The organism is Paenibacillus silvestris (assembly GCF_009882985.1).
Classification (GTDB): Bacteria; Bacillota; Bacilli; order Paenibacillales; family NBRC-103111; genus Paenibacillus_E; species Paenibacillus_E silvestris.
The window spans coordinates 731,263-754,438 of sequence record NZ_WTUZ01000010.1; the positions used below are offsets into that span (position 1 = coordinate 731,263).

A 23,176-nucleotide genomic window follows, 5' to 3' on the forward strand; every position below is an offset into this window, starting at 1 on the left:
GTCCTCCTAGAGCTTTGCTTTAGCAAAGCTTTCTTCGTAAGCGTAGTCTTTAAACCATCTATAAATCAAAATTAAAGTCGACGAGTTTCTCAGCTATTTCATTGAATGATTGTTCCGATTCATTGGCATAGCTTTCCCAAATTTGCTTACTCCAAATCTCTACTCGGTTGGAAACACCGATTACGACGCAATCTTTTTCAAGCTTGGCATGATCGACGAGATTGCCTGGAATATTAGCCCGACCTTGTTTATCAAGGTCGCACTCCGTTGCACCGGAGAAGAAAAAGCGGGTAAATGCACGAGCATCTGATTTCATCAGCGGCAATGCCTTCAGCTTTTGCTCGAGTACAGTCCATTCGGAGCGAGGGTACACGAACAAGCACTGATCTAGACCGCGAGTGATAACGAAGGATTCGCCAAGGGCTTCACGAAACTTGGCCGGGATGATCATACGACCCTTTTCGTCTATGCTATGTTGATATTCCCCCATGAACATAGCATGGCGCCCCCCTTTCCCTCCACTTCGTACCACTTTTCACCACTTTTTAAAGTTAATTCGCCAATAACGCAACAAATCCTGCTTCTTGAGCAGGATTTGTGAAAAAATTTTCATTTTTAGGTCTATTCTGCGTCTTTTGTTCCTTGTTTCTCATCTTCAAGTGAGTTCAAAGATGCATTTTGTTCTTTGAGTTGATTTCGCATCGCTTCCAATTGCTTGTTTCTTTTGCGCCTGTATACCCAAATCGGAATACCGATCAACAACGCAATAACGATGATCGGGAATGCTGCCGCCAGGAATACAAGTATACCTTGCAGCACGGCTACTAGTACATTTAGGCTAGAGTTCCACGCTTTTTGGATGCGTTCGTTCAGGCTGAGTTTACTTGGATCCGAAAGAAGCGGCTTCTTATCTGTTTGTTGATACATCCGTATTTCAATCGTGGAGTACGCTACATTTTGATCCAAATACCTCATTCTACCCTTGATCTGCTCGATCGTTTCTTGCACTTTCGAGAGTTCATTCGAGAATGCCAGCAAATCATCTGTCTTTGAAGCTTTCTCCATAAAACCGAGCAACCTCGTTTCAACCAGCTGTTTGGCTTTCAAGCGTGAACTGAGATCCACGTATTCTTCGGTTACATCCTGCCCCTGAACGTTCCTTTGCAGAGATGGACTAATCTTCTCTAAGCCATCCAACAGAGAAACAAAACCACTTGCCGCCACTTTGATGGTATACGTGCCGCCTCTCTCTCCTGTATTGGCGTTCTCCGAAAACTGCAGGATGTAGGCTCCACTCAAAGTCACAAGGTCTCTAAGCGCCGTCTGAGCCTTCCCGTAGTCCTCTACCGGCATAACCAAATTAGCACGGTAAATCAGCTTACGATTAAAACCTGCTGCCTCATCGCTGCCAATGGCCGGCATAACAGTTATCGCAGCATCTTTGCTGTCAGGCTGCGGCTCAGCCGTCAAAGCGCCTGCGGCTTTCCCCTTGAGGTCACTCCCTGTCTGTGCCTCAGAAGCAGGAGCAGCTGCTTGTTGACTTTCAACGCGCGGCGCGTCCATCTTCGACAACGCCCCACTGCTTGAGCTCATTTTTTGGTCTGAAGACGCTGTTGTTTCATCTCTGGATGATTGGCTGCATCCTGCCAAAAAACAGCCCACCAATACACATACCGCTAGCAGCATTGAAACCTTTTGCCCCCACTTTTCGACCCCCATCTTGCCATCCCCTCGCTACCAAATATAGGTTATACACCCTATAAACGGATATCGAACTCGAATTGTTGCATAATCTTTACAAATAAAAAAACCTCTCAAACCACCCTAAAGCGGTCTGAAAGGCTCTCTTATTTTTTAATGCTCTGCCCAGCTGTCCAGGTATAGCTTTTGCTCGTCACTTAAGGAATCAATGCTTGTGCCAAGCGATTCCAGTTTGAATCTTGCTACTTGCTCATCCAGTACGTATGGCACATTGACAACCGTTTTACCCAAATTCTTATATTCGTCATTCACATATTTCAGAGACATCGCTTGCAGCGCAAACGTCATATCCATGATTTCAGCTGGATGTCCATCACCTGCTGCCAAGTTCACAAGACGACCTTCAGCCAGCACATAGATTTTACGGCCATCTGTCAATTGATACTCTTCAATGTTACGACGAACTGTACGTTTAGACACAGATTGTGCTTCAAGTTCAGGCTTGTTGACTTCTACGTCGAAATGGCCTGCATTTGAAAGAATAGCGCCATCCTTCATGACTTTATAATGTTCGCCGCGGATAACATCCCGGTTCCCTGTTACTGTCACGAAGAAATCACCCAGTTTCGCTGCTTCAACCATCGGCATTACCGCGAAACCATCCATGTAAGCTTCAACGCCTTTGATAGCATCGATCTCAGTAACGATAACATTTGCGCCGAGACCTTTTGCCCGCATCGCAACGCCTTTACCGCACCAGCCATAGCCGACAACAACAACCGTTTTACCAGCAACAACCAGGTTCGTTGTACGGTTAATGCCGTCCCAAACGGATTGACCTGTACCGTAGCGATTGTCGAACAAGTATTTGCAGAAAGCATCGTTAACAGCAACCATCGGGAATTCTAATTTTCCTTCTTTTTCCATTGCTTTCAAGCGCAGGATACCTGTTGTCGTTTCCTCAGCACCACCGCGAACTTGAGCAGCAAGATCTTTACGCTCGGAGTGAAGAATGGATACCAAGTCCCCACCATCGTCAATAATGAGATCAGGCTTCGTTTCCAGCGCTTTAATCAACAATTCCTTGTACTCTTCCGGGCTAGGGTTGTATTTCGCGAATACCGTAATGCCGTCCTCTACAAGCGCAGCACATACGTCATCTTGTGTAGACAGCGGATTGCTGCCTGTAATCGTAACATCCGCTCCGCCCGCTTTTACCACTTTCGCTAAGTAAGCTGTTTTGGCTTCCAAATGCAAGGAAATGGTTACTTTCAGTCCTTTGAAAGGCTGTTCTTTTTCAAATTGCTCACGAATACGGTTCAAAACAGGCATATGCGCCTGAACCCAATCAATTTTCAAATGGCCTTCAGGTGCCAACGTCATATCGGTAACAATACTTTTTTCAACAGTTGTCATGTATATTTCCTCCTACAAATAATAAACACGGTGCAAACCGTCCACGGAGATCGGCGTCTCGACAAGCGCACGCAGCCAATCATTCCCATACCGATTCATATAAACACACCCATTATACACTCTTTCTTGCGGCTTTGCTAATGGTATTATGGTTAATCGAATGCGCTCTAATTGTCTCAAGGTCGCATCAAACTGTGTTTTGTAAGCATCCGAAGCTTTATTTTGCAGGAATTCTATCTGTTCAATAATTTTCGTCAAGTTCGTATCTCCGAGCTTTTTGATGCCTGGATTAATGGCTGCGAGTGATTCAACAAGGGGTGCATAGCTGGTCTCAAACTCGGCTTTCACCTTATTGAACTGATCAGCGAGCCGCAATGTATCTTGCGCATCCAGCCAATCCTGTTTCTTTTGCTCAAAACGATACAGAACATCCTCAAAGCTAAAATCATACTTGTGCATTTGCTTCTGAACGGTACCTTCAATCAAGGTAAACTCCAGACGCGGAACAACGATCGGCATTTTCATGCCAAACTGTTCAAATGCCTGCTTCGTAAGAGCCCAGTAGGCAATCTCACCAGCACCTAACACACTTGCCAGCACAGGGAACAAAAACTCCTGCATAAGCGGTCGGGACATGACATTATTGCTCAATTGCTCAGGGCTCGTTACGGCCAAATCATGCAATTGCTCTTTGGTGAAGCGATATTCCTTCTTCTTATCGGTAAAATACTCACCTTCACGATGCAGAAGCAAACGGTGCCCTCCTGCATAAACGAAAAGATTAGCGGCATCGTTCACGACTTCCGCTTGACTGCTGTATCCTGCTCCTTGCACATCGTCTTGACTCTTCATTAACGATGCTGCGAGAGCTTCGTTCTGCCGTACAAGCTGTTCAAACATCTCAGCTTCTATTGCGCGTAGAGCAGGCTCGTCTGAATCAATCAGAACTAGACCATATTCGCCAAACAAGACAGCCATCCAACGTGCAAAAGCATCAGACAGTGTTGCGCTGCCTTCCGTAGTGCCTTCTAATTTCGCCATCAGGGAAGCTTTGAACTCCGAGTCCATCAAAGACTGGTCCAGCGCCGCCAAGGCATCCTTCCACGCCTCAGGCTCAAGTGGGAGCTTGCTGACAGACGTGCGCTTCCCAGTTGGGTGGTCCACCTTAAATTTGTCAACCTGCTGCGCATTTGACAGGACGTACATATGATTTACTTCGTCGAAATCATGGTCTTCGCCAGCGATCCAGAAAATAGGAACAACCGGACGATTTAATTTAGAGCTCCACTCACGAGCAAGCTGAATAATCGTGATGGCTTTGTATAGAACGAGCAGCGATCCGCCGAACAGCCCTGCTTGCTGTCCTCCAACAATGGCAAGTGCCTCTTGGTTAGCGAGCGCAGTAATCTGATCCAAGGCAGCCCCGGTATTACCAACTCTCACGTTGTATGTTTTCAGCACTTCCACCAGACGGCCGCGGTCAGCCTTCCGTGCGGAATGCCCTTCGTCTAACCACTTAACGCGAGATTGCCAATCTTCTTGATTTCCAAAATGATATGGAAATAATGGTGCAGCTTCTGCTGATTGTTGAATATAATCCTCAGCTAGTTTCTGACTCTTTTTCCAATGAAAAGTTTCCATTTGCATATGTGACTAGCGTCCCCTCTTCATACCAAATAAAACAGCTATCTTTGATTGTACACGGTAGGCAGAAAATCGTCAAAACTGTATTTCAATTAATTACAATTGAGCAGGTAAATGTTAAAAAGCCGCCCCTTTCGGGACGGCTGATAATAGCTTAGTACAAATGACAAGCCACGAAGTGATTTGGTTCCACTTCTTTGGTTGGCGGCATGGATTCCGCGCATTGCGGCATCGCTTGCGGGCAGCGTGTACGGAACGGGCAACCACTTGGTGGGTTGAGCGGACTCGGCACGTCTCCCTGAAGAATAATGCGCTCACGTGTACGCTCGATCTCCGGATCTGGAATCGGAATCGCCGAAAGCAGCGATTGCGTATACGGGTGCAAAGGTTTCGCATAAAGATCATCCGAAGTTGTAACTTCAACAAGGTTACCAAGGTACATAACCCCGATACGGTCAGAAATGTGCTTAACCATCGCCAAATCATGCGCGATAAACAAGTAAGTCAGACCCATTTCCTTCTGTAATCTCTTAAACAAGTTAACAACTTGAGCTTGTACGGAAACGTCCAATGCCGAGATCGGCTCATCCGCAATAATGAATTTCGGTTCAATCGCAAGCGCACGGGCAATCCCGATACGTTGACGTTGACCACCGGAAAACTCATGCGGGAAACGGTTCGCATGCTCATCATTGAGACCTACTGCGCGAAGCAGTTCCATTACGCGTTCTTTACGTTTAGCGCCGCTGTATAAACCATGAATATCGATACCTTCGGCAATGATATTCCCAACAGTCATACGCGGATTCAAGGATGCGTAAGGATCTTGGAATACCATTTGCATATTCCGGTTAAATTCTTTCAGCTTTTTGCCCTTAAGCTTATGGACATCTTCGCCGTCGAAAATAACTTCGCCTTCTGTTGCATCATAAAGCTTAATAATCGTTCTACCAGCCGTGGATTTACCACATCCGGATTCCCCTACGAGACCGAACGTTTCACCGCGGTTGATTTCGATCGAAAAATTGTCAACGGCTTTCAACACTTTCCCGTTGCCAAGATTAAAATGCTTCTTCATATTGCGAATTTGCAGAATTGGTTTATCGGCATTAGACATGTTGATGACCTCCCACTCCTACAGGACGTTCAACTTTCGGCGCATCAGGATGCAACAGCCAGCAAGCCGAACTATGCGTCTCGGAGAGCGTAGTGTGTTCCGGATCTACTTCCAAGCATTGGTTCATTGCATATGGACATCTTGCTGCAAATGCACAACCTTTGGGAGGTGCAAATAGATCTGGCGGTGTACCAGGAATCGGTACAAGTTCTTCATTCGCATTTGTATCCAAACGCGGTACAGAGCGTAGCAAGCCCCATGTATATGGATGCTGCGGATTGTAGAAAATTTCATCTACTGTTCCTTGCTCGATAATTTTACCTGCGTACATAACCACAACGCGCTGCGCCATATCCGCTACAACACCGAGGTCATGCGTAATTAAAATAATAGATGAGTCCGTCTTCACGGAAATTGTTTTCATCAAATCAATGATTTGAGCTTGAATCGTAACATCTAGAGCTGTTGTTGGCTCATCCGCAATAAGAAGCTTAGGTGAGCAAGCTAGCGCAATCGCGATCATAACACGTTGACGCATACCACCTGAGAGTTCATGCGGATATTGATGGATACGGCCTTCAGGCGAGTTGATACCAACAAGCTTAAGAATTTCAATCGCTTTTTCAGTAGCTGCCTTTTTGCTTAATCCCTCGTGCTTGATAAGACCTTCTGTAATTTGATCGCCGATTTTCATCGTCGGATTAAGAGAAGTCATCGGATCTTGGAAAATCATACCGATTTCGGATCCGCGAATTTTTTCCATTTGTTTGTTGGAAAGTTTCGTAATATCTGTTTTTCCGTCAAACAGGATAGAGCCGCTTTTTATATAACTAGGCGGAGTAGGAATTAAACGCATGAGCGTTTGTGCCGTTACGGATTTACCGCAACCGGATTCACCTACAATCGCCAACACTTCACCTTTTTTCAAAGAAAAAGATACGCCGCGAACAGCTTGAACTTCCCCCGCATATGTGCGGAATGAAACTCGCAAATCTTTCACTTCAAGCAAATTGTTATTGGTGCTCATCATTATTCACCCCTTCTTACTTGCGCATTTTTGGATCAAGCGCATCACGAAGCCCATCGCCGAGCAAGTTGAAGCTTAACAAGATTAAGCTGAATACGATTGTCGGGAAAATGAGGCGATGCGGATATAACCGAATATAGTTGGCGCCGTCAGACAACAAGTTACCAAGCGATGCCAGCGGCGGCTTTACACCAAGACCGATAAAGCTTAAGAATGCTTCAGTAAAAATGGCAGATGGAACTACGAATGTAATTTGTACAATGATGATCCCCAGCGCATTCGGAATCAAGCTGCGCAAAATGATTCTCATTGGCGATGCACCAAGTGTACGAGAAGCAAGTACGAATTCTTGTTCTTTGAGCGTGAGCATCTGACCACGTACCAACCGAGCCATTGGAACCCAACCCGTTATTGCCATAGCCAAAATAATTGAAGAAATACCTGAACCAATAACCATGATGAGGAGAATTGCGATCAACAAGAATGGAATCGCATAAACGATTTCAATTGCACGCTGCATCACTTCATCCACTTTTCCGCCGTAATAAGCAGAAATACCACCATAGATAACACCAACAACTAAGTCAATTAACGCGGCTACAATCCCGATGAATAATGAGATACGAGTTCCCCACCATACACGTGTCCAGACATCACGACCAAAGTCGTCTGTACCGAACCAATGTTGAGCGTTAGGAGATATATTTTTTATTTTAAGATCCTGCGTCTGATAATCGTAGCTTGAAACAAATGGAACGATAATCGCTAGTACGATTAAAGCAACCAATATAATTAAGCCAGCCATAGCCAGTCTATTTTTCTTAAGTCGTCTCCAAGCGTCCTGCCAATAGTTAAGCGAAGGTCTTACGATTCTTTCGCCAGTTAATGTTTCTTTTGCAACGGGTGCAAACTTGTAGCTAGTCTCTGTTGCGTTATTCGGAGTTTGCATGAGTTATTTCCCGCCTTTCCCAAGACGAATTCTAGGGTCTACAAAACCATACACAATGTCTGTGATAAAGATAACCAAAATAAGAATGGCCGAATAGAAAATCGTCAATCCAGAAATCATGGTGTAATCGTTCGAATAAACGGATGAAACGAAATGTTTACCCAAACCTGGTACTGAGAAAATTTGTTCAACGACAAGGGTACCTGTAATAACGTTTACAAATATTGGGCCGATAATCGTGATAACCGGTAAAATCGCATTTCGAATTGTATGTTTCACGACAACCGTAAAGTTGGATAAACCTTTTGATTTTGCCGTTTTGATATAGTCCTGATTAAGAACATCTAACATCGATGTACGCATCAAACGAGCCAAAATGGCAATGGTTCCGAAAGAAAGCGCGATGGCCGGTAAAACACGATAGCTTGGCCCTTTCCACAAACCTGCCGGAAGAATACCCCATTTAACGCCAACGTAATACGAAAGCAATGGACCTAGAACGAATGATGGGATGGAAACTCCCAAAATTGCGATAAACATAGCGGTGTAGTCGCCTGCTTTGTTATGTTTAAGCGCCGCAATAATCCCTAATGTTAGACCAACAATAATCGCAATTGCGATTGAAATCAAACCAAGCTCCAAGGAAGATGGGAATGCTTGTCTGATAATATCTGTAACCTTGTGTGCAGGGAATTGAAAGGAAGCTCCTAGATCGCCATGGATGATATTGTTCATGAAAGTCAAATACTGTTCCCATAACGGCTTATCTAATCCGTATTGCTTCATCAGCATATCTCTCGTTGCTTTAGGAATCTTTTCAGCGCCTTCTCCTAGTGGATTCCCTGGTAAGTTTTTCATCAATACGAATGTAAATGATGCGATCAGCCATAACGTGATAAGCGCGTATAAGAAACGGCGAAGAATGAACTTGACCATATTGCTCCTCCTTTAATAATTTAAAGCTCTAAGAAATTTAGAAGAGGCCGCTCCCACGAGGTGCGAACGGCCCCTTCCTTAGATTCAAAACTTTATATTTCGATAATTACTTAACAGAAGCCCATTTCAATTCCCACTCTTGACCGAAGGAAGGAAGAATCAATCCATCGATATTTGGCTTTTTCAAGTAAGCGCGAGTACGGAAGTAAAGTGGAGCAACACCTTGATCATCCATCAGGATTTTCTCAGCATCAATCAAAGATTTTGCACGTTTGGAAGGATCAACTTCTGCTTGAGCAGCTTTAACTAGTTTGTCATACTCAGGGTTGCTGTAATCACCTTCATCAAATTCTCCACCAGTTACCCACATATCCAAGAATGTCATTGGATCGTTGTAATCAGCGCCCCATAGGGAAAGAACGATGTCGAAGTCATGTTTGGAAGACAATTCGATACGCAGTGCGTGTGGAACTGGGTTCGCTTCTGCTTCGTATCCAAGGTTTTGTTTCCATTGTGCAAGGATGAACTCAAGTGATTTTTTTGCAGTTTCAGTATCATCTGCATTCACTTTCATTTTTGGAAGAGCTGTCAAGCCAGCTTCTTTCAAACCTTCAGCAAGCAATTGTTTTGCTTTAGCTGCATCGAATTTCGGTTGCGTATCGCCAGCAGATTTACGGAAGTCGCCACCTGCACCATCAGAAGTACCACCAGGTACTAGACCTGTTGAAGGTACGGAACCATTAGCAAGAACTGTATCAACGTAAGCTTGACGATCAATTGCCATACCTAGCGCTTGACGGATCTTCTTGTTAGCCAAGGCAGGAACTTTTTTCGTTTGGTACATCAAGTAGGAGTTAGTCAACTCTGGTTTAGGCAGATTGTCTGGCTTACCAGCGTAAAGTTTCAATTGATCGCGGTTGATTTCAGTCAAATCAGCAGCGTCAGTTTCGTACAGGTTAAGACCCGTGTTGGAATCTTTTACAATGTTAACTGTTGCTTTCGTGATTTTCACGTTAGCTGCATCCCAGTATTTTTCGTTTTTAACAAGCTCAAGTGTTTGACCGTGATCCCATTTGCTAAGGATGAATGGACCTGCACCGATAACTTTGTCAGCTTCCGCCCCGTATTTATCGCCAGCTTTTGTTACGAAATCTTCACGTTGTGGCAAGAAAGTTCCGAACGCAAGCATTTGTGTAAAGAAAGTAACTGGTTTCTCAAGCGTGATTTCAAGTTGCTTGTCGCTAATTGCTTTCACACCAAGAGCGTCTTGAGCTTTTTTTACTTCTTCAGGAGTTTTAGCTTTAGTAACAGCTTCTCCACCTTTAATCCAAGCTACTACGAAACTATATTGCCCTTTTGTAGCAGGATCTAATGTACGTTTAAAGGAATAAACGAAATCTTGTGCTTTAACCGGTTGACCATCAGACCAGTTCGCGTTATCACGAATGTCGATTGTGTAAGTCAAACCGTCAGCAGAAATTTTCGGAGCATCTTTAGCAAGACCAGGAAGTGCTTTACCGTCTTTGTCAGTACGATATAGACCTTCGTTAAATGCGCTGATAAATGTAAAAGCAGCATTTGCAGTTGCTTTGGAGCTATCCATTACCGGCGGCTCTGCAGTAAAGTTGATTTTAATTTCTTGCGGTTTGTTGGAAGCTGGTGCAGTAGTACCTTTCGTGTCTCCAGATGGGGATGCAGAAGGTTTTTCCTCACTTTTCGCGCAACCAATTGCTACACTACCCATAAGCGTTAATGCTACTGCTGTTGTAACCCACTTTGTCGCTTTCATAAAACGCCTCCTCTAAAATTATGTATGTCTAGAATATCTATGGTTAGGCATGATTGATAGTTTTATTAACATCAACCTAACACCTTTCACCCGAAAATAAATGAAACCGCTTCAGACATGTCATAATATCTCACGCCAACCTCTGGTAAAAAAAATTACTAGACTCTACGCAAGGAATTATAACATATAACGACGCTTTGTCCATACTTAATTTACCTTAGTAAGAATAAATGTTAGAAACATTCGAATATATAGTGTCTTCCGGATTCTAATTATACAACCATCGGTCAATAAAATCTAGACGATTTTCATTGTTATTTTCTACAAATCTCAAATAAATATTACAAAGAACAACAGAAAAGTCTCTTTGTTCGTGAAATTTCAACAAAAGAGACTTTATTTTATGTCGAAAATATATAGTTTTTGCCAATGTGAACCAAAAAAAGCAAAATGTAAAGCGTCGAAAGCCCTAAAAAACTAATCCTCCAGACCACTCTGCCTACTTTCAACAAGTCCGTTTTACCTTTCAAGTGTGTTTGATAACCACCAATAATGCCAAAAGCGATTAGCAGAATAAGTGCGATCATCCAGAACCCAAAGTTCGTATGAAATAATTGATTCCACATCAAAGAAACCGAACCAAGCAGAAAAAAGGTCGTAACATCCATGGTCAGCCTAGTCGTCATCTTCTTGTCGCGAAGAAAGTAAAACACTAGAAACCATAATAAAACAAAAGTAATAAAAGGCGCAACAGCCAGGACTGCATAAAGTGTAGAAATCCAACTCATCAGAACATCCATCATCTTCAACCACCTAATTATTCTAGTGCTTTCACTAATCGGTACACAGTATGATGTACAGGAAGATCGAGACTCAGTTCCTTCGCCATCTGCAATAGGCTTCCGTTAATTCGGTCTATTTCAGTTGGTCTGGACTGTTCGATGTCCTGAAGCATAGATGAATGATTCCTACTTGTAGCCTCACAAACCGTTATAATGGTTTGCCATAACTCGTCTGGCAGCTTGATGCCTTTGCCTTCAGCCACTAGACAAGCCTCACGATAAAGGTCTTGCATCAATTCTTTTGTCCACGCTGACTGCAACAACTCCCCATTTTTCACACGCAGAATAGCTGTAAGGGGATTAATCACAGCATTAATTATCAGTTTACTCCATATTCTTTCTTCCATCTTCTTCGACATCAACGTCTGAAATCCTGCCTCTTCGAGCAAGTTTACTAACAAATGGTGCGTAGAATTTTCGTGATCAAGATTTATGTGTTCAGATGCGCCTATGTACGTTATACCATGACCTGTATGAGAGACCTCCGTGAGACTTTCTCGTCTAGCTCCCTCTGTCGTCACAGCAAGCAGCAGCTTTTTCTTGCTACGCCCTCCGATTAACACTGCCTCATGGCCAATTCCGTTCTGGAAGCTAACTAAATAAGTGCTCTCTGAACGCCTAGAATCTATAAATTGCGTAAGTTCTTTCGTAATTGCAGGTTGTTTGACCATGAGAAATATATAATCTAAAGGTTGGACAGGAGTTATCCCACTAGTCAAAGACTTATCGCTTTCTTGGTAATAGTGAAATTCTATGAAACCACCGCGAGTTGTCCTAAGACGTTCGCTTTTTCCGTCTAGCAATATGCCTTCCTGCGCAAGATGATCGGCTTGTACTTTCGTTCTTGTAATTACCGTCATATGTTCACAAAAAGAGGACAGCTTTGCAGCAAATAAAAGCCCCAATGAGCCCGCTCCGATTATCATAATTCGCATTCTAGTTCCTCCACTCATAGCTTACGTCCTCATTATACAACAAAAAAGCCTCAGTCCAAGGATTCACCTTGAGCTGAAGCTTCTTCTTCCAATGGAGGAGCAGGCCAGTTCACTCTACTCTTTCTAAATTGCCGTTCGCATCCATCTTGAAACGCGGCTTCTCTTCTTCCTCTTCTTCCACCAAAAACGCCATCTTCCGTGCACGGTCCATGATTTGTATCAGCGCTTTGTAATCATCATTGACAACCCGATAATCCGTTTCAACTTCGTTCACTTGCTTATTGAGCTTATTATTTTCTCTGCCCAGTCTATCTAATTCGTCTTCTTTGTCCTGCAGTTCTTTTTCTAAGTTTTTAATATGACGATTCATATCTTGATACGTATTTCTCCATTGTCTCAAGAACCTGATCACTGCATCAATGGATAACGTTTCTTCTGTAAAAACTTCCGTTTTACCCGTCGACAACTCCGGAGCATCCAACAAACCAATGGAAGATGATCCCGAGATGGATACAGCAGCATGTTTCTTAAGCTGTGTCCTTTTTTGGCGCTGCGCTTTCGCAATTTGGATGGCTGCTTCGTATTTTTTTCTCACAAAACTGTTCCATCGAAAACCGCATGCTGCAGCCGTACGTCCAATACGTTCCCCAACTTCTTCAAACGCAGATAATTGCGTACTTCCCTCTCTAATGTGACGCAAAGTCACTTCCGCTAAGATCAAATCGTCTTCATCGCTCCAAGCATCTTGTCTTATAGCCGACATAAGGTTAAACCTCCTAACATAATGTACAGATGCAACGAACTGAAAGAGGTGAACCCCTGATTCAAAGGGACATCTTCCAGTATGAATAAAGAAGAATCAATTCGTGAGTACCCGTGTATAAATTGATTCGTGCCATTATTACTATTTCTATGCCCGTACTAGAGTTCATAGAATCTATTTGATACTAAATGGTATTGCCAAATTTTTTGACACTCATACATGGGATTCCGATAAAAAGGCATACTACATCTATATGATGAAATGTTTGCAATTTCGTCACCGTTTGACGGTTTACACTATTCAGTTCAAAAGGTATAATGTGTTGTAGTTAAAGTGCAACGTGGTACGAGAGGGGGATGTTACGAGAATGGATCGCATGTTTCGGGTTCTAGGTTTTTGGACACTTGTTATCGCACTGATGAGTTTAGCTGGCGATATGATACCTATGTCTCTGATTTTCTTTTTCCAAACAGCTGTATTCGTCATTCTAGGCTATATGCGCTTGTCAGAACGAACTTACATATTGTTGTTCTGGGGATATATGATTATTTCCTTCAGTGGGTTTACGTACTGGTCATTTTTCAAAATGTCCGTTTAGTTCAAAAACGACAACAAACAAACAAAAAGGTGAGCCGACGGTTATCCATCGGTTCACCTTTTTTCATTTCACAGCAATAAACACCTTGAACAGTTCACTCATTTGATCGCTAAGCAGCAGTTGCCTTATAGCCCTATTGCGCTTGGAGACCTCACTGAAGGGATTGGGATCGTAATGATTTTGCAGTTTTTCTAAAATACCACGTTGCACTAGAAACTCCCTTTGCGTTTGAAGACGGCATTGTGCAAAACCACTCTGCTGCGCGGCTGCTTGCAGTGCACTAAAGTTTACATGGGAAGTTAGATCCTGTTCCCCTTGATAGATCCACGGGTTTTCGTGCGCCTGGTGCTTTCGATAACACATCAAAGTGCCTAACTGCCTGTGAGCAGCGAATAGCTCAGCCTCAATGTCACCATAGTCAATAATAAGGCAGCTGCCGCTAGTCATTCGCCGAGATACTCGTGAAATCCACGTCTTGCTTTCAACATTCATCTCACCAATTTGACCATCTAACCATTGAACCGTTATGCGTTCTAAGGTGTCTAATAGAGGCTTGGACTTAATAGGCAGCCAGACTTCCGCGAAAACCCGATCTTGCCCCTGCCACGTGACATTAGATTCTTGAAAAGCCCCATCTTTATAACGAACTCGATGGACAGGAAAAGCATCGAGCAGCTCATTCGCAATAATGAACATATGCTCTTGAGGTTCCTCATCCATCCATGCCAACTCAGTTGTAAACCGAAGAAGATCTTCATGCTCTGTCAGAGCAGCACGCTGAAGCCCACGATGATAAGCGCTAGTTTCAATGATCGTATAGGTTACACGATCGTAAACAGCTGGCGTACTTCTTTTTAATTCATCCAAAAGGTGCCGAGCCATTCGACCATTTCCCGCGCCCCATTCAACCAGATGCAGCGTTTCTGAGTCCAGAATGTCCCGTCTCTGAAGCTCATCTCCAATAAAGGAGGCTATCATTTCGCCCATGACAGAGCCGATGGAGGAACTAGTATAGAAATCGCCTTCTTTCCCGATTTTGAGGCTTTCATTTCGATAATACCCGTGTGGTTCACTATAAAGGCATAGGTCCATATAGTCACGGAATGTAATCGCTTGTTTTTCTGTGGAATGAATAGCTTGAATGATGGTTGAAACCACGTCCGGATGACCGAGTTTAAGTTCCAAATTGAACCTACCTCCATTTCTTTACTTAAAGACAAAGCAGCTGGAAACCATTATAATGAATTAGGATCATGGAAGGAGAGACAAAACACGCATGTCAAAGAAGTGGATAACCCTTACAGCGGTAACAGCAATCAGCCTGCTATCGTTGACAGCTTGTACAGACAACACCAAAGTAAAAGAAACATTGGAACAATCTCTCAGTAAACAAAAGGAAATGAAATCTTACACCTTTGAAGGCAGCACAACGCTTGCCATCGGAGACGGCTTATTGAAATCATCTAACGCTTTAACCACTGGCCTTTTATCTTTGGTCAAAGACAGCACGATGGATTGGAAAGGAATCAGCAATGTAGAACCGCTCCAATTCCAAACTGATTTGAAAATAACCCCTAAGGGCTCTACGTCATCTTTCGAGATACCAATTCTCATTAAAGATAGCAAAATGTATTTTAATATGCCAGCATTAAATAAGACAGCTGACGAGTACTATGCAATTGATTTGCAGCAAATGAGCCAAGCCAGCAAGAGTCCTTTAACGCTAGATACACTCAAAAACACTTCACAGCTCTCTACTTCATTAGGCAATCTAGTTTTTAGCGGCATTGATCCAAAATGGTACAAAGAAGCCAAGGAGCCTGTCAAACTGAAAGACGGATCCTCAGCCAAATCCATTAGTGTTGAGCTTACAAGTAAAAATGAAAAAGACATCAATACCGTCTTTCAAACTAAGCTACCTGAGTTTATCGGAACTCTTCAAAATAACGGCTTCTTAACGGCCGACAAAGCGGATCAGCTCAAAAAATCGCAGCCTGCTGCCATTCAGCTAAAGGCTCCAAGTAAAATGGTCGTGGCTATCGACGACACCGGTTTTATTCGAGACCAATCCATTGATGTTGTATTTCAGATGACCGTAGATGGCAAACCTCAAGATAATCACATCGTCCTACACCAAACGTACGACGCAATCAATCAAGCGACTGCTTTAACGAAAGAAGTACCGAAGAATGTCAAAAGCTTTGATGAGATCTTGAAGCTCATAGCACCTCCCAAAAAATAAGACAAGATAGGAAATACTTACTTCGTCCCCCGAGGTAAGTATTTTTTTGTGCTTCATCTAATAGAAATATGATAATCTGTTCATAGGGGGAGAATGCGTTCAATGACACATAGATTCGTAACAATGATGATGTCCCTGCTGCTGATGATACAACTTACGCTGCCGCTCCAAACCGTGCTTGCTGAAGAGAATAAGCCAGGAGTCGACGAAACTAAGGAACTCGTCCAGAAAGGACTTACAATTTTTGAAATCGATAAGGAAGTAAGTCGACTTAATGAGCAAGACGCCAAAATCGTCCTGCAAATTAAGCAAAATGAGCAAGACATCACGAAGCAAAGCAGTAAGGTTGACAGCACGCGCAAACATGCCGCCAATGTGATGAGGGCTTATTACACAGGAGACCGAGATTCGATCTGGATGCTGCTGTTTTCCGTTAGTTCTTTTACGGATGCTCTACGGATGTTCGAGTACTTACAAATGATCATATCCAACGATCATCGCGCCTTAACAGCTTTTACAGATTCATTTAATAAGTTAAAAAGCTTAAAAAGCGAGCTGGAAACTTCCCGTGTAGAGCTGCAGCAGACCAAAGATAAATATCTTGAACAGCGAGAAAGACTTGTAAAGCTCCAAGAAGAATTGGACAAACAACTCGCTGTCAGTGCTCAAGCCAGTGTCATCGAAGCACAAATCAAGAGTTTAAATGATCAATGGAAATCAGAAGGCGTTCCTTTGTTCCGTGAGTATTTAACCAATTTGTCCGCGGCGTTTCGGGAGCTTCCGCAATATGTAACGAAAGAAAATAAATTTATGGACTTATCTTCTATTAAAAATCCAGTTATTACGATCAGCGATGCGGACTTCAACGCTTATCTGCATAGCAAAAATGAGCAGTTACAAAATTTGAATTTTCAGTTCGCAGACGGCTCTATCATAGCTCGAGGTCAAAAGGATCAAATCAAAATCACAATCCAAGGACGGTTCTTATTGAAGGAAAATCCCGATATGAATGAGGTTCGCTTTGCCGTGGATAAACTTGAATTCAATGACTTCCAGCTGCCCGATACCACAATTGAAGATTTCTCAAAGGAATTCCAACTTGGCTTCGTCCCGAAAAAAATCGTTAGCTACTTGGATGTCGTCAGTGTAGAAACGAAAAATGGTACGGCAGTTGTGAAACTCAAATTATCCCTGTAAACTAGCTATGGATCATTAAATAAAGCGAGGACGTAACAATGGAACCCAAAATCGGTCTTTTAATGGATGTACCTGATGGTAAGTTGGTTGAATTTTATGCTCAGATTGAAAAGGCTCTAACAGGCAAAGCACACCTTTTCGATCAAGACAACGAAATGTTAATTGTCAGCACAGAAGCTGAGAAATTCACTGTTATTGAGGTTATGGCCGGGCTCAACGTGAATACGGATCAGATGGACTTGCTCCTACTGCCTCCTGATGCCGAGTTAACGGATCTTTTCAGTGATTATGGATTTACGAGCGAAGGTGAGAATAACTACTTGTACGCAAAGCTCGTCGTCTCTTTCCGCTTTGCGGAGGATTGCAAGCAAGCGGACCTCGATCAAGCATCACTCCAAATGGAAGAGCATATGCTCGCGCTATACAAGGATCATGGGCGTGACATTTATGTTGTCGATCGTCAGCTTGAAGAGCTTATGCAAGGCATCGCCAAGGCTTATCGATGCCGCATCGAAGTGCTCGCCTAACACAAAATAACCCCCTCTTTCCCAGACAATCTGGAAAGAGGGGGTTTATTTGTGTTAGAGCAAATCGGCCGCTAACTGGGCCAAGTGTGAACGTTCGCCTCGCTCCAGCGTAATATGACCGCTGATGCCCTCTTGTTTAAATCGTTCAACGACATAGGTTAATCCGTTACTTGATGCATCGAGATAAGGATGATCAATTTGGTCCGGGTCACCTAATAAAACAATTTTACTGCCTTCGCCTACTCGAGAAACGATCGTTTTGATCTCGTGTTTGGATAAGTTCTGCGCTTCATCGATAATGATGAATTGCCCAGGGATGGAACGCCCACGAATGTAAGTGAGTGCTTCGACTTGAATGCTGCCGAGACCAGCCAGCACCTTCTCAATATCACCCGGTTTCTTCGTATCGAATAAATACTCGAGATTATCATAGATCGGCTGCATCCAGGGGCGCAGCTTCTCTTCTTTTTCACCAGGCAAATAACCAATATCCTTGCCCATAGGAACAACTGGCCGAGCAATAAGCAGCTTTTTGTATTTGCGGTCATCTTCAATTTTCATCAGTCCCGCAGCTAGCGTTAATAGCGTCTTACCAGTACCCGCTTTCCCAGTAAGGGTGACGAGCGGGATATCGTCATTGAGCAAAAGCTCAAGAGCCATGCGCTGCTGCGCGTTACGCGCGGCAATTCCCCAGATGGGATCGTTACTCATAAAGAGCGGCTCAAGTTTTTTGGCATCTGTCGTTACTTTCAGCAGAGCGGACTTAGAAGAACCCAACTCATCCCGTAAGATAACGAATTCATGCGGGTGAAGCATATAAGTCAAATTCAAGGATGTTACGGTTAAGAAACGGTATGAGTAAAATTCGTCAATCACAGACGGATGAACATATAAGGTTATGCAGCCTGTGTACATATCAGTTTGAGCTACAATGCGATCGGTTAAATAGTCCTGTGCAGGAATGCCAAGCACATCAGCTTTGATCCGCACCAGTGTATCTTTACTAACAATGACTACAGGTCTTGGAATATCATTCGCCTGCTCTTCCAGATGATAATTGAGCGCGACGGCGAGTATGCGGTTATCGTTGGTTAACTCTGAGAAAGTATCCTGCAGTTTCGCAAAACTTCGATGGTTAAGCTCTACTTTGATGCTTCCGCCTCGTTCAAGGCTTATGCCGTCAGATAAGGTGCCTTTCGTCCTTAAGCCATCAAGTAATCGGGAGACATGTCTCGCATTTCGGCCTATTTCATCCGCATTTCGTTTCTTAGAATCGATTTCCTCCAACACCACGGCGGGTATGACTACTTCATTATCTTCGAAAGCGAATAATGCATTAGGGTCCTGAAGCAGTACATTGGTATCTAACACGTAAATTTTTTTCATTGGTGTGTCCCCTCCCAGATTTGGCGTCAGATCATTGGTTATATTTCATACATACAACCTAGCTGTGCAGGACAAACTAAACGCGAGATTCAAGGAAAGGATCGATTCAAGTGAGACTATTGTGCGTATTTTCGTTGGTACTGGCCCTCGCGGTTGGCTGTAGTCAAGCGCCGAAAAGCGGTGCCCCCTCTCAAGATACAAATCAAAGACAAGTAAAGGTACAACAAATTGCTCCACAAAAGCTAGAGATAAAAGATTCTAAAGCCGTTGCGGATCGCTTGGAAAGCCTAGCCACCAGTATCCCGCAAGTTGAAAGTGCGCATTGTGTTGTTTTCGGCAATACCGCTGTCGTTGGCATCAACCTCAAAAAAGATTTGGATCGTTCGAGAGTCGGCACCGTCAAATATTCAGTTGCAGAAGCACTCAAGAAAGATCCCTACGGTGTGAATGCCATCGTAACAGCAGATCTTGATCTCGATCAACGGCTGCGCAACATTCGGGATAACGTAAAAGCAGGAAGGCCGATTACCGGGTTCGCTGAGCAAATGGCGGATATCATGGGTCGGGCTATGCCTCAACTGCCGCGTGATATTCGCAATCCCCAAGACAATACAGGACCTAATGACGCGAACCAGGCCGGGAATCCAAATCCATAATTCGCGGAAAGATAACAAAAAGCCTGACTGCACACAGCAGATCTAGGCTTTTTTTATCGCATCAAAAACTTGGCCGGGTGGCTTGACGGATACTCGGCACGCAAAAGTTTTCTCATATTCAACTGTTGTCATCATTGGGGCGCGTTCAATCAATTGCTCCGGTAAAGCTGTGATGTGTTCAGCCATATCGCTTGCGCCTCCTACTAGGTGGTTGAAAACGCTACTTACACTTACAGTATAGCATAGCTGGTGGCAAGCGTTCCACCCTTATGTATCTATTTTCAGGTCATGCGAACACTCCTTTTTAACCCAGATATACCTTATTGTACGTCGGATTAAAAAAGTTATGTCCAAAATTCCAGCCTATTGATTATTGTAAATGGGATTGGCATTAATATCATCCAATAGTTTCTCGGCGGATTCCCGATCGAAGCTCATCTTGCTTTTGCTCCCCTCACGTACGTAGGAAATATGAATTTTCATTGGATCTGTTTCGTCAACAAGTTCAATATCGCTAACGCCATGGTCCTCATGCAGCATCATTGCGAAAAAATCTTGCGTTTCTTTGGCAGCCTCATCACTTGGTCTAGCTTCGCTGACAATCTGCATTTGCAGCCAATTAAAAAACGTATCTTGGAGATTCATCTTAATGCCCATCCTCTCTAAGTAATATGACATCATATCCTGATTCCAACCAGCGAAGCCATTGATTCTTCCAACTGCTTTGATCTGGATCTGCATCGCATTCATGCAAAGACGAGACTAGCTCCAGAGCTTCCTTACGCGTAAGCAGACGATCAAGAAAGGCTTCTGCGCAATGCGAGAGATGAAAGGGCTTACCATCAAAACTGATCGCCTCAGACTGCTCGAAATCAAGTTCTAGTAGTTCTGAGCCGCATAATTCCTCATCATCGCTTAACAGCAGACTTGCTTTGAACATCGCAAGCAATCTGGGATGCCTCCTATTCGCCAACTCTCGGAACGATTCCAAAGCTTTCAGCGGCGTACAATCCATACGATCAGCACCAAGCACGATTGGCGAATAATTGACAATTGGAGTTAGCCAGTATCTTGTCATTCCGGATTACGGCTCCCGCTTCTTTTTTCAATAAAATAACGGATCCGAACTAGAAACATAAGTGAAATTGCTACGGTCAAGCAAAGTACAATTGGCAATCCCACCAGCTGAAAACCTAGCAGCATGATCGAGCCGATCGCCATAAGCAAGTAAACTACGGCTGTCTTAAGGACTGGTAATTTCCGAGTGCGAAAAACTTTGTTATACACATAAGACATGAATATGAAGATTAACAAATAGGTGATGTAAATGTGATTTCCAAACCATTCGTTTAATGCTGTCAATACCATACACTCCATTTCGCTTAAAAAAGTAAAGTCAACTTCCTCATTATCGCTCAATTACGGAAATAAATAAAGGGAAATGCAGCCGGGCGGCTGACATTTCCCCTATTAAGAACTCTTTGTGAACTAGACGTTAGCTTCAGCCGTTTTACGTTGCTTCTCAGCACGTTCACGTTCGCTTTTGTTCAAGATCTTTTTACGAATACGAACGGATTTCGGCGTAATTTCGCAATACTCATCATCATTCAGATACTCAAGAGCTTGCTCCAAAGAGTATAAGCGAGGAGTTTTCATTTTTACTGTTTCTTCTTTGTTCGCGGAACGAATGTTGTTTACCGCTTTTTCTTTACAGATGTTTACGATGATGTCGTTGTCGCGTGTGTGCTCACCAACGACCATACCTTCATAAACTTCCGTTTGCGGGTGAACGAAAAGGATACCGCGGTCTTCTACGGAAAGAATACCATACAGCGTGGTAACGCCAGTTTCACTGGATACAAGTACGCCTTCATGACGTCCACCAACGTTTGCTCCTTGGTATGGACCATAGCTGTCGAAAGCATGGTTCATAATCCCATAACCGCGAGTCAATGTTAAGAAGTTCGTTCTGTAACCGATCAAACCACGTGCTGGAATTAAGAATTCAAGGCGAACGTTGCCGCTGCCGTTGTTGATCATATTAACCATTTCCGCTTTACGTGAACCTAAGCTCTCCATAACGGAACCCATGCTATCTTCTGGAACGTCGATGATCAAACGCTCGATCGGCTCCATTTTTTGACCTTCAACTAGACGGATGATAACTTCCGGCTTGGATACTTGCAATTCAAACCCTTCACGACGCATGTTTTCAATCAAAATACCCAAGTGAAGCTCACCGCGGCCAGATACGATGAAAGCATCAGGACTGTCAGTATCTTCAACGCGCAAGCTTACGTCTGTTTCAAGTTCTTTGTATAGACGCTCACGAATTTTACGGGAAGTAACCCATTTACCTTCACGACCTGCGAAAGGTGAGTTGTTCACGATAAATGTCATTTGTAGAGTAGGCTCATCGATTTTCAATACTGGCAAAGCTTCCGGATTCGCAGGATCTGCTACCGTTTCACCAATGTTGATATCTTTGATACCGGCAATAGCAATGATGTCTCCTGCTGCTGCTTCTTCAATCTCAATACGTTTCAAGCCTGTGAATCCGAAAAGTTTCTCGATTCTTGCTTGCTTTTGTCCGCCTTCACGAGTCATAACTGCAACTGTTTGGCCTTGACGAATTTTACCGCGGTTCACACGACCTACGCCGATACGACCCAAGTATTCGTTGTAATCCATCAGTGTAACGAGGAATTGCAGCGGTTGATCCACATCTTCGGTTGGAGCAGGAATATGCTGAACGATCGTTTCATAGATAGCTTCCATGTTCTGATCTTGTTTATCAGCCTCAAGGCTGGAAGTCCCTTGTAACGCAGAAGCGTAAACCACGTGGAAATCAAGCTGTTCATCTGTTGCACCAAGTTCAATGAACAAGTCAAGAACTTCATCCACAACTTCCGTTGGACGAGCGTTCGGACGGTCAATTTTGTTAACGACAACAACAGGCTTAAGGTTACTTTCAAGGGCTTTACGAAGAACGAACTTTGTTTGCGGCATTGTACCTTCAAAGGCATCAACAACGAGCAAAACGCCGTCAACCATCTTCATGATACGCTCTACTTCACCGCCAAAGTCGGCATGTCCTGGTGTATCTACGATATTAATTAGGTAATCTTTATAATTAATAGCTGTATTTTTTGCAAGAATGGTAATACCGCGCTCTCTTTCGAGATCGTTTGAGTCCATCGCTCTTTCTTGGATCGCTTCATTGTCACGGAATGTACCGGATTGTTGTAGTAATTTATCTACGAGTGTTGTTTTGCCGTGGTCAACGTGAGCGATAATTGCAATATTGCGGATCTTTTCTCTTGCTTGCATGAATGTCAAACCCTCTCTACCCTATAATTTTCGTCTCTGTTCATAAAACAAGCGTCGGACAAAAGCGCCGACGCTTGACATTTATGTTTATTATACGCAGTTTCTCGACATTATGCAAGGC

The 23,176-nt window shown here is 43.6% G+C and carries 24 protein-coding genes; 5 read left to right on the forward strand and 19 right to left on the reverse strand.

Annotated elements, in window-relative coordinates; all coding sequences use genetic code 11:
• Positions 1-58 precede the first annotated feature (58 nt).
• The 12 genes from mraZ to GQF01_RS06900 form a co-directional block, all read right to left on the reverse strand.
• A complete protein-coding gene (gene mraZ, locus GQF01_RS06845) occupies positions 59-496 on the reverse strand; it encodes a division/cell wall cluster transcriptional repressor MraZ (protein ID WP_161406055.1) in 438 nt (145 codons plus the stop codon).
• A gap of 125 nt (positions 497-621) precedes the next feature.
• Entirely contained in the window at positions 622-1,719 is a 1,098-nt protein-coding gene (locus GQF01_RS06850; RefSeq protein WP_161406056.1) for a DUF4349 domain-containing protein, read from the reverse strand.
• Positions 1,720-1,854: 135 nt separating this feature from the next.
• The gene (locus GQF01_RS06855) at positions 1,855-3,117 is read right to left on the reverse strand and encodes an adenosylhomocysteinase (protein WP_161406057.1); all 1,263 of its coding nucleotides are present in this window, start codon (positions 3,115-3,117) and stop codon (positions 1,855-1,857) included.
• 12 nt (positions 3,118-3,129) lie between these two features.
• Positions 3,130-4,758 carry a bacillithiol biosynthesis cysteine-adding enzyme BshC gene (bshC, locus tag GQF01_RS06860; RefSeq protein WP_235959055.1) on the reverse strand — a complete coding sequence of 543 codons (1,629 nt, stop codon included), beginning with the start codon at positions 4,756-4,758 and terminating at the stop codon, positions 3,130-3,132.
• Between the two features lie 157 nt (positions 4,759-4,915).
• Complete coding sequence (locus GQF01_RS06865) at positions 4,916-5,878, reverse strand: ABC transporter ATP-binding protein (RefSeq protein WP_161406059.1); 963 nt, start codon at positions 5,876-5,878, stop codon at positions 4,916-4,918.
• Positions 5,871-6,905 carry an ABC transporter ATP-binding protein gene (locus tag GQF01_RS06870; RefSeq protein ID WP_161406060.1) on the reverse strand — a complete coding sequence of 345 codons (1,035 nt, stop codon included), beginning with the start codon at positions 6,903-6,905 and terminating at the stop codon, positions 5,871-5,873. The genes GQF01_RS06865 and GQF01_RS06870 overlap by 8 nt, the downstream gene beginning before the upstream one ends.
• A gap of 16 nt (positions 6,906-6,921) precedes the next feature.
• A complete protein-coding gene (locus tag GQF01_RS06875) occupies positions 6,922-7,854 on the reverse strand; it encodes an ABC transporter permease (RefSeq protein ID WP_161406061.1) in 933 nt (310 codons plus the stop codon).
• Between the two features lie 3 nt (positions 7,855-7,857).
• Entirely contained in the window at positions 7,858-8,790 is a 933-nt protein-coding gene (locus GQF01_RS06880; protein WP_161406062.1) for an ABC transporter permease, read from the reverse strand.
• Between the two features lie 106 nt (positions 8,791-8,896).
• The gene (locus tag GQF01_RS06885) at positions 8,897-10,579 is read right to left on the reverse strand and encodes a peptide ABC transporter substrate-binding protein (RefSeq protein WP_161406063.1); all 1,683 of its coding nucleotides are present in this window, start codon (positions 10,577-10,579) and stop codon (positions 8,897-8,899) included.
• A 401-nt stretch (positions 10,580-10,980) separates the two neighbouring features.
• A complete protein-coding gene (locus GQF01_RS06890) occupies positions 10,981-11,382 on the reverse strand; it encodes a DUF3397 domain-containing protein (RefSeq protein WP_161406064.1) in 402 nt (133 codons plus the stop codon).
• A 14-nt stretch (positions 11,383-11,396) separates the two neighbouring features.
• Positions 11,397-12,356, reverse strand: coding sequence for a ketopantoate reductase family protein (locus tag GQF01_RS06895; RefSeq protein WP_161406065.1), 960 nt, complete (start codon positions 12,354-12,356; stop codon positions 11,397-11,399).
• Positions 12,357-12,465: 109 nt separating this feature from the next.
• Entirely contained in the window at positions 12,466-13,119 is a 654-nt protein-coding gene (locus GQF01_RS06900; RefSeq protein ID WP_161406066.1) for an RsfA family transcriptional regulator, read from the reverse strand.
• 367 nt (positions 13,120-13,486) lie between these two features.
• Here GQF01_RS06900 and GQF01_RS06905 point away from each other — a divergent pair, with 367 nt between their 5' ends.
• Entirely contained in the window at positions 13,487-13,717 is a 231-nt protein-coding gene (locus GQF01_RS06905) for a DUF2626 domain-containing protein (protein ID WP_029196536.1), read from the forward strand.
• A 63-nt stretch (positions 13,718-13,780) separates the two neighbouring features.
• Here the strand turns inward: GQF01_RS06905 and GQF01_RS06910 are convergent, their stop codons facing one another.
• A complete protein-coding gene (locus GQF01_RS06910) occupies positions 13,781-14,902 on the reverse strand; it encodes a class I SAM-dependent methyltransferase (protein ID WP_161406067.1) in 1,122 nt (373 codons plus the stop codon).
• Between the two features lie 91 nt (positions 14,903-14,993).
• On the opposite strand from GQF01_RS06910, the gene GQF01_RS06915 reads away from it, so the two are divergent.
• The 3 genes from GQF01_RS06915 to GQF01_RS06925 all read left to right on the forward strand — a co-directional run bounded on the left by GQF01_RS06915 (position 14,994) and on the right by GQF01_RS06925 (position 17,683).
• Positions 14,994-15,959, forward strand: coding sequence for a hypothetical protein (locus GQF01_RS06915; RefSeq protein WP_161406068.1), 966 nt, complete (start codon positions 14,994-14,996; stop codon positions 15,957-15,959).
• A 102-nt stretch (positions 15,960-16,061) separates the two neighbouring features.
• Complete coding sequence (locus GQF01_RS06920; protein WP_161406069.1) at positions 16,062-17,156, forward strand: coiled-coil domain-containing protein; 1,095 nt, start codon at positions 16,062-16,064, stop codon at positions 17,154-17,156.
• Between the two features lie 38 nt (positions 17,157-17,194).
• The gene (locus GQF01_RS06925; protein ID WP_161406070.1) at positions 17,195-17,683 is read left to right on the forward strand and encodes a hypothetical protein; all 489 of its coding nucleotides are present in this window, start codon (positions 17,195-17,197) and stop codon (positions 17,681-17,683) included.
• 54 nt (positions 17,684-17,737) lie between these two features.
• On the opposite strand, the gene GQF01_RS06930 is transcribed toward GQF01_RS06925, so the two are convergent.
• Entirely contained in the window at positions 17,738-19,069 is a 1,332-nt protein-coding gene (locus tag GQF01_RS06930; protein WP_161406071.1) for a PhoH family protein, read from the reverse strand.
• A 134-nt stretch (positions 19,070-19,203) separates the two neighbouring features.
• On the opposite strand from GQF01_RS06930, the gene GQF01_RS06935 reads away from it, so the two are divergent.
• A complete protein-coding gene (locus tag GQF01_RS06935) occupies positions 19,204-19,725 on the forward strand; it encodes a YhcN/YlaJ family sporulation lipoprotein (RefSeq protein ID WP_235959063.1) in 522 nt (173 codons plus the stop codon).
• A gap of 42 nt (positions 19,726-19,767) precedes the next feature.
• On the opposite strand, the gene GQF01_RS06940 is transcribed toward GQF01_RS06935, so the two are convergent.
• From GQF01_RS06940 to typA, 5 genes are all read right to left on the reverse strand, one after another.
• Positions 19,768-19,911, reverse strand: coding sequence for a hypothetical protein (locus GQF01_RS06940; protein ID WP_161406073.1), 144 nt, complete (start codon positions 19,909-19,911; stop codon positions 19,768-19,770).
• Positions 19,912-20,088: 177 nt separating this feature from the next.
• Positions 20,089-20,370, reverse strand: coding sequence for a hypothetical protein (locus GQF01_RS06945; RefSeq protein WP_161406074.1), 282 nt, complete (start codon positions 20,368-20,370; stop codon positions 20,089-20,091).
• A gap of 1 nt (position 20,371) precedes the next feature.
• Positions 20,372-20,803, reverse strand: a complete 432-nt coding sequence (locus GQF01_RS06950) for a hypothetical protein (RefSeq protein ID WP_161406075.1) — start codon at positions 20,801-20,803, stop codon at positions 20,372-20,374.
• On the reverse strand, positions 20,800-21,087 hold the full coding sequence (locus GQF01_RS06955; protein WP_268894327.1) for a YlaH-like family protein: 288 nt from the start codon (positions 21,085-21,087) through the stop codon (positions 20,800-20,802). Before GQF01_RS06955 ends, GQF01_RS06950 begins: the two co-directional genes overlap by 4 nt.
• A 126-nt stretch (positions 21,088-21,213) precedes the next feature.
• The gene (gene typA / locus GQF01_RS06960) at positions 21,214-23,055 is read right to left on the reverse strand and encodes a translational GTPase TypA (protein WP_161406077.1); all 1,842 of its coding nucleotides are present in this window, start codon (positions 23,053-23,055) and stop codon (positions 21,214-21,216) included.
• Positions 23,056-23,176 lie beyond the last annotated feature (121 nt).

Excerpts from the sequence above, each read along its gene's own strand:
- GQF01_RS06920 (WP_161406069.1), top strand. The coding sequence starts at position 16,062 with ATGACACATAGATTCGTAACAATGATGATGTCCCTGCTGCTGATGATA.
- bshC (WP_235959055.1), bottom strand. The coding sequence starts at position 4,758 with ATGGAAACTTTTCATTGGAAAAAGAGTCAGAAACTAGCTGAGGATTAT.
- GQF01_RS06915 (WP_161406068.1), top strand. The coding sequence starts at position 14,994 with ATGTCAAAGAAGTGGATAACCCTTACAGCGGTAACAGCAATCAGCCTG.
- GQF01_RS06940 (WP_161406073.1), bottom strand. The coding sequence starts at position 19,911 with ATGGCTGAACACATCACAGCTTTACCGGAGCAATTGATTGAACGCGCC.
- GQF01_RS06950 (WP_161406075.1), bottom strand. The coding sequence starts at position 20,803 with ATGACAAGATACTGGCTAACTCCAATTGTCAATTATTCGCCAATCGTG.
- GQF01_RS06850 (WP_161406056.1), bottom strand. The coding sequence starts at position 1,719 with ATGGGGGTCGAAAAGTGGGGGCAAAAGGTTTCAATGCTGCTAGCGGTA.
- GQF01_RS06885 (WP_161406063.1), bottom strand. The coding sequence starts at position 10,579 with ATGAAAGCGACAAAGTGGGTTACAACAGCAGTAGCATTAACGCTTATG.
- typA (WP_161406077.1), bottom strand. The coding sequence starts at position 23,055 with ATGCAAGCAAGAGAAAAGATCCGCAATATTGCAATTATCGCTCACGTT.
- GQF01_RS06880 (WP_161406062.1), bottom strand. The coding sequence starts at position 8,790 with ATGGTCAAGTTCATTCTTCGCCGTTTCTTATACGCGCTTATCACGTTA.
- GQF01_RS06930 (WP_161406071.1), bottom strand. The coding sequence starts at position 19,069 with ATGAAAAAAATTTACGTGTTAGATACCAATGTACTGCTTCAGGACCCT.
- GQF01_RS06875 (WP_161406061.1), bottom strand. The coding sequence starts at position 7,854 with ATGCAAACTCCGAATAACGCAACAGAGACTAGCTACAAGTTTGCACCC.
- GQF01_RS06855 (WP_161406057.1), bottom strand. The coding sequence starts at position 3,117 with ATGACAACTGTTGAAAAAAGTATTGTTACCGATATGACGTTGGCACCT.
- GQF01_RS06925 (WP_161406070.1), top strand. The coding sequence starts at position 17,195 with ATGGAACCCAAAATCGGTCTTTTAATGGATGTACCTGATGGTAAGTTG.
- GQF01_RS06900 (WP_161406066.1), bottom strand. The coding sequence starts at position 13,119 with ATGTCGGCTATAAGACAAGATGCTTGGAGCGATGAAGACGATTTGATC.
- GQF01_RS06870 (WP_161406060.1), bottom strand. The coding sequence starts at position 6,905 with ATGAGCACCAATAACAATTTGCTTGAAGTGAAAGATTTGCGAGTTTCA.
- GQF01_RS06890 (WP_161406064.1), bottom strand. The coding sequence starts at position 11,382 with ATGATGGATGTTCTGATGAGTTGGATTTCTACACTTTATGCAGTCCTG.
- GQF01_RS06895 (WP_161406065.1), bottom strand. The coding sequence starts at position 12,356 with ATGCGAATTATGATAATCGGAGCGGGCTCATTGGGGCTTTTATTTGCT.
- GQF01_RS06945 (WP_161406074.1), bottom strand. The coding sequence starts at position 20,370 with ATGAATCTCCAAGATACGTTTTTTAATTGGCTGCAAATGCAGATTGTC.
- mraZ (WP_161406055.1), bottom strand. The coding sequence starts at position 496 with ATGTTCATGGGGGAATATCAACATAGCATAGACGAAAAGGGTCGTATG.
- GQF01_RS06865 (WP_161406059.1), bottom strand. The coding sequence starts at position 5,878 with ATGTCTAATGCCGATAAACCAATTCTGCAAATTCGCAATATGAAGAAG.
- GQF01_RS06905 (WP_029196536.1), top strand. The coding sequence starts at position 13,487 with ATGGATCGCATGTTTCGGGTTCTAGGTTTTTGGACACTTGTTATCGCA.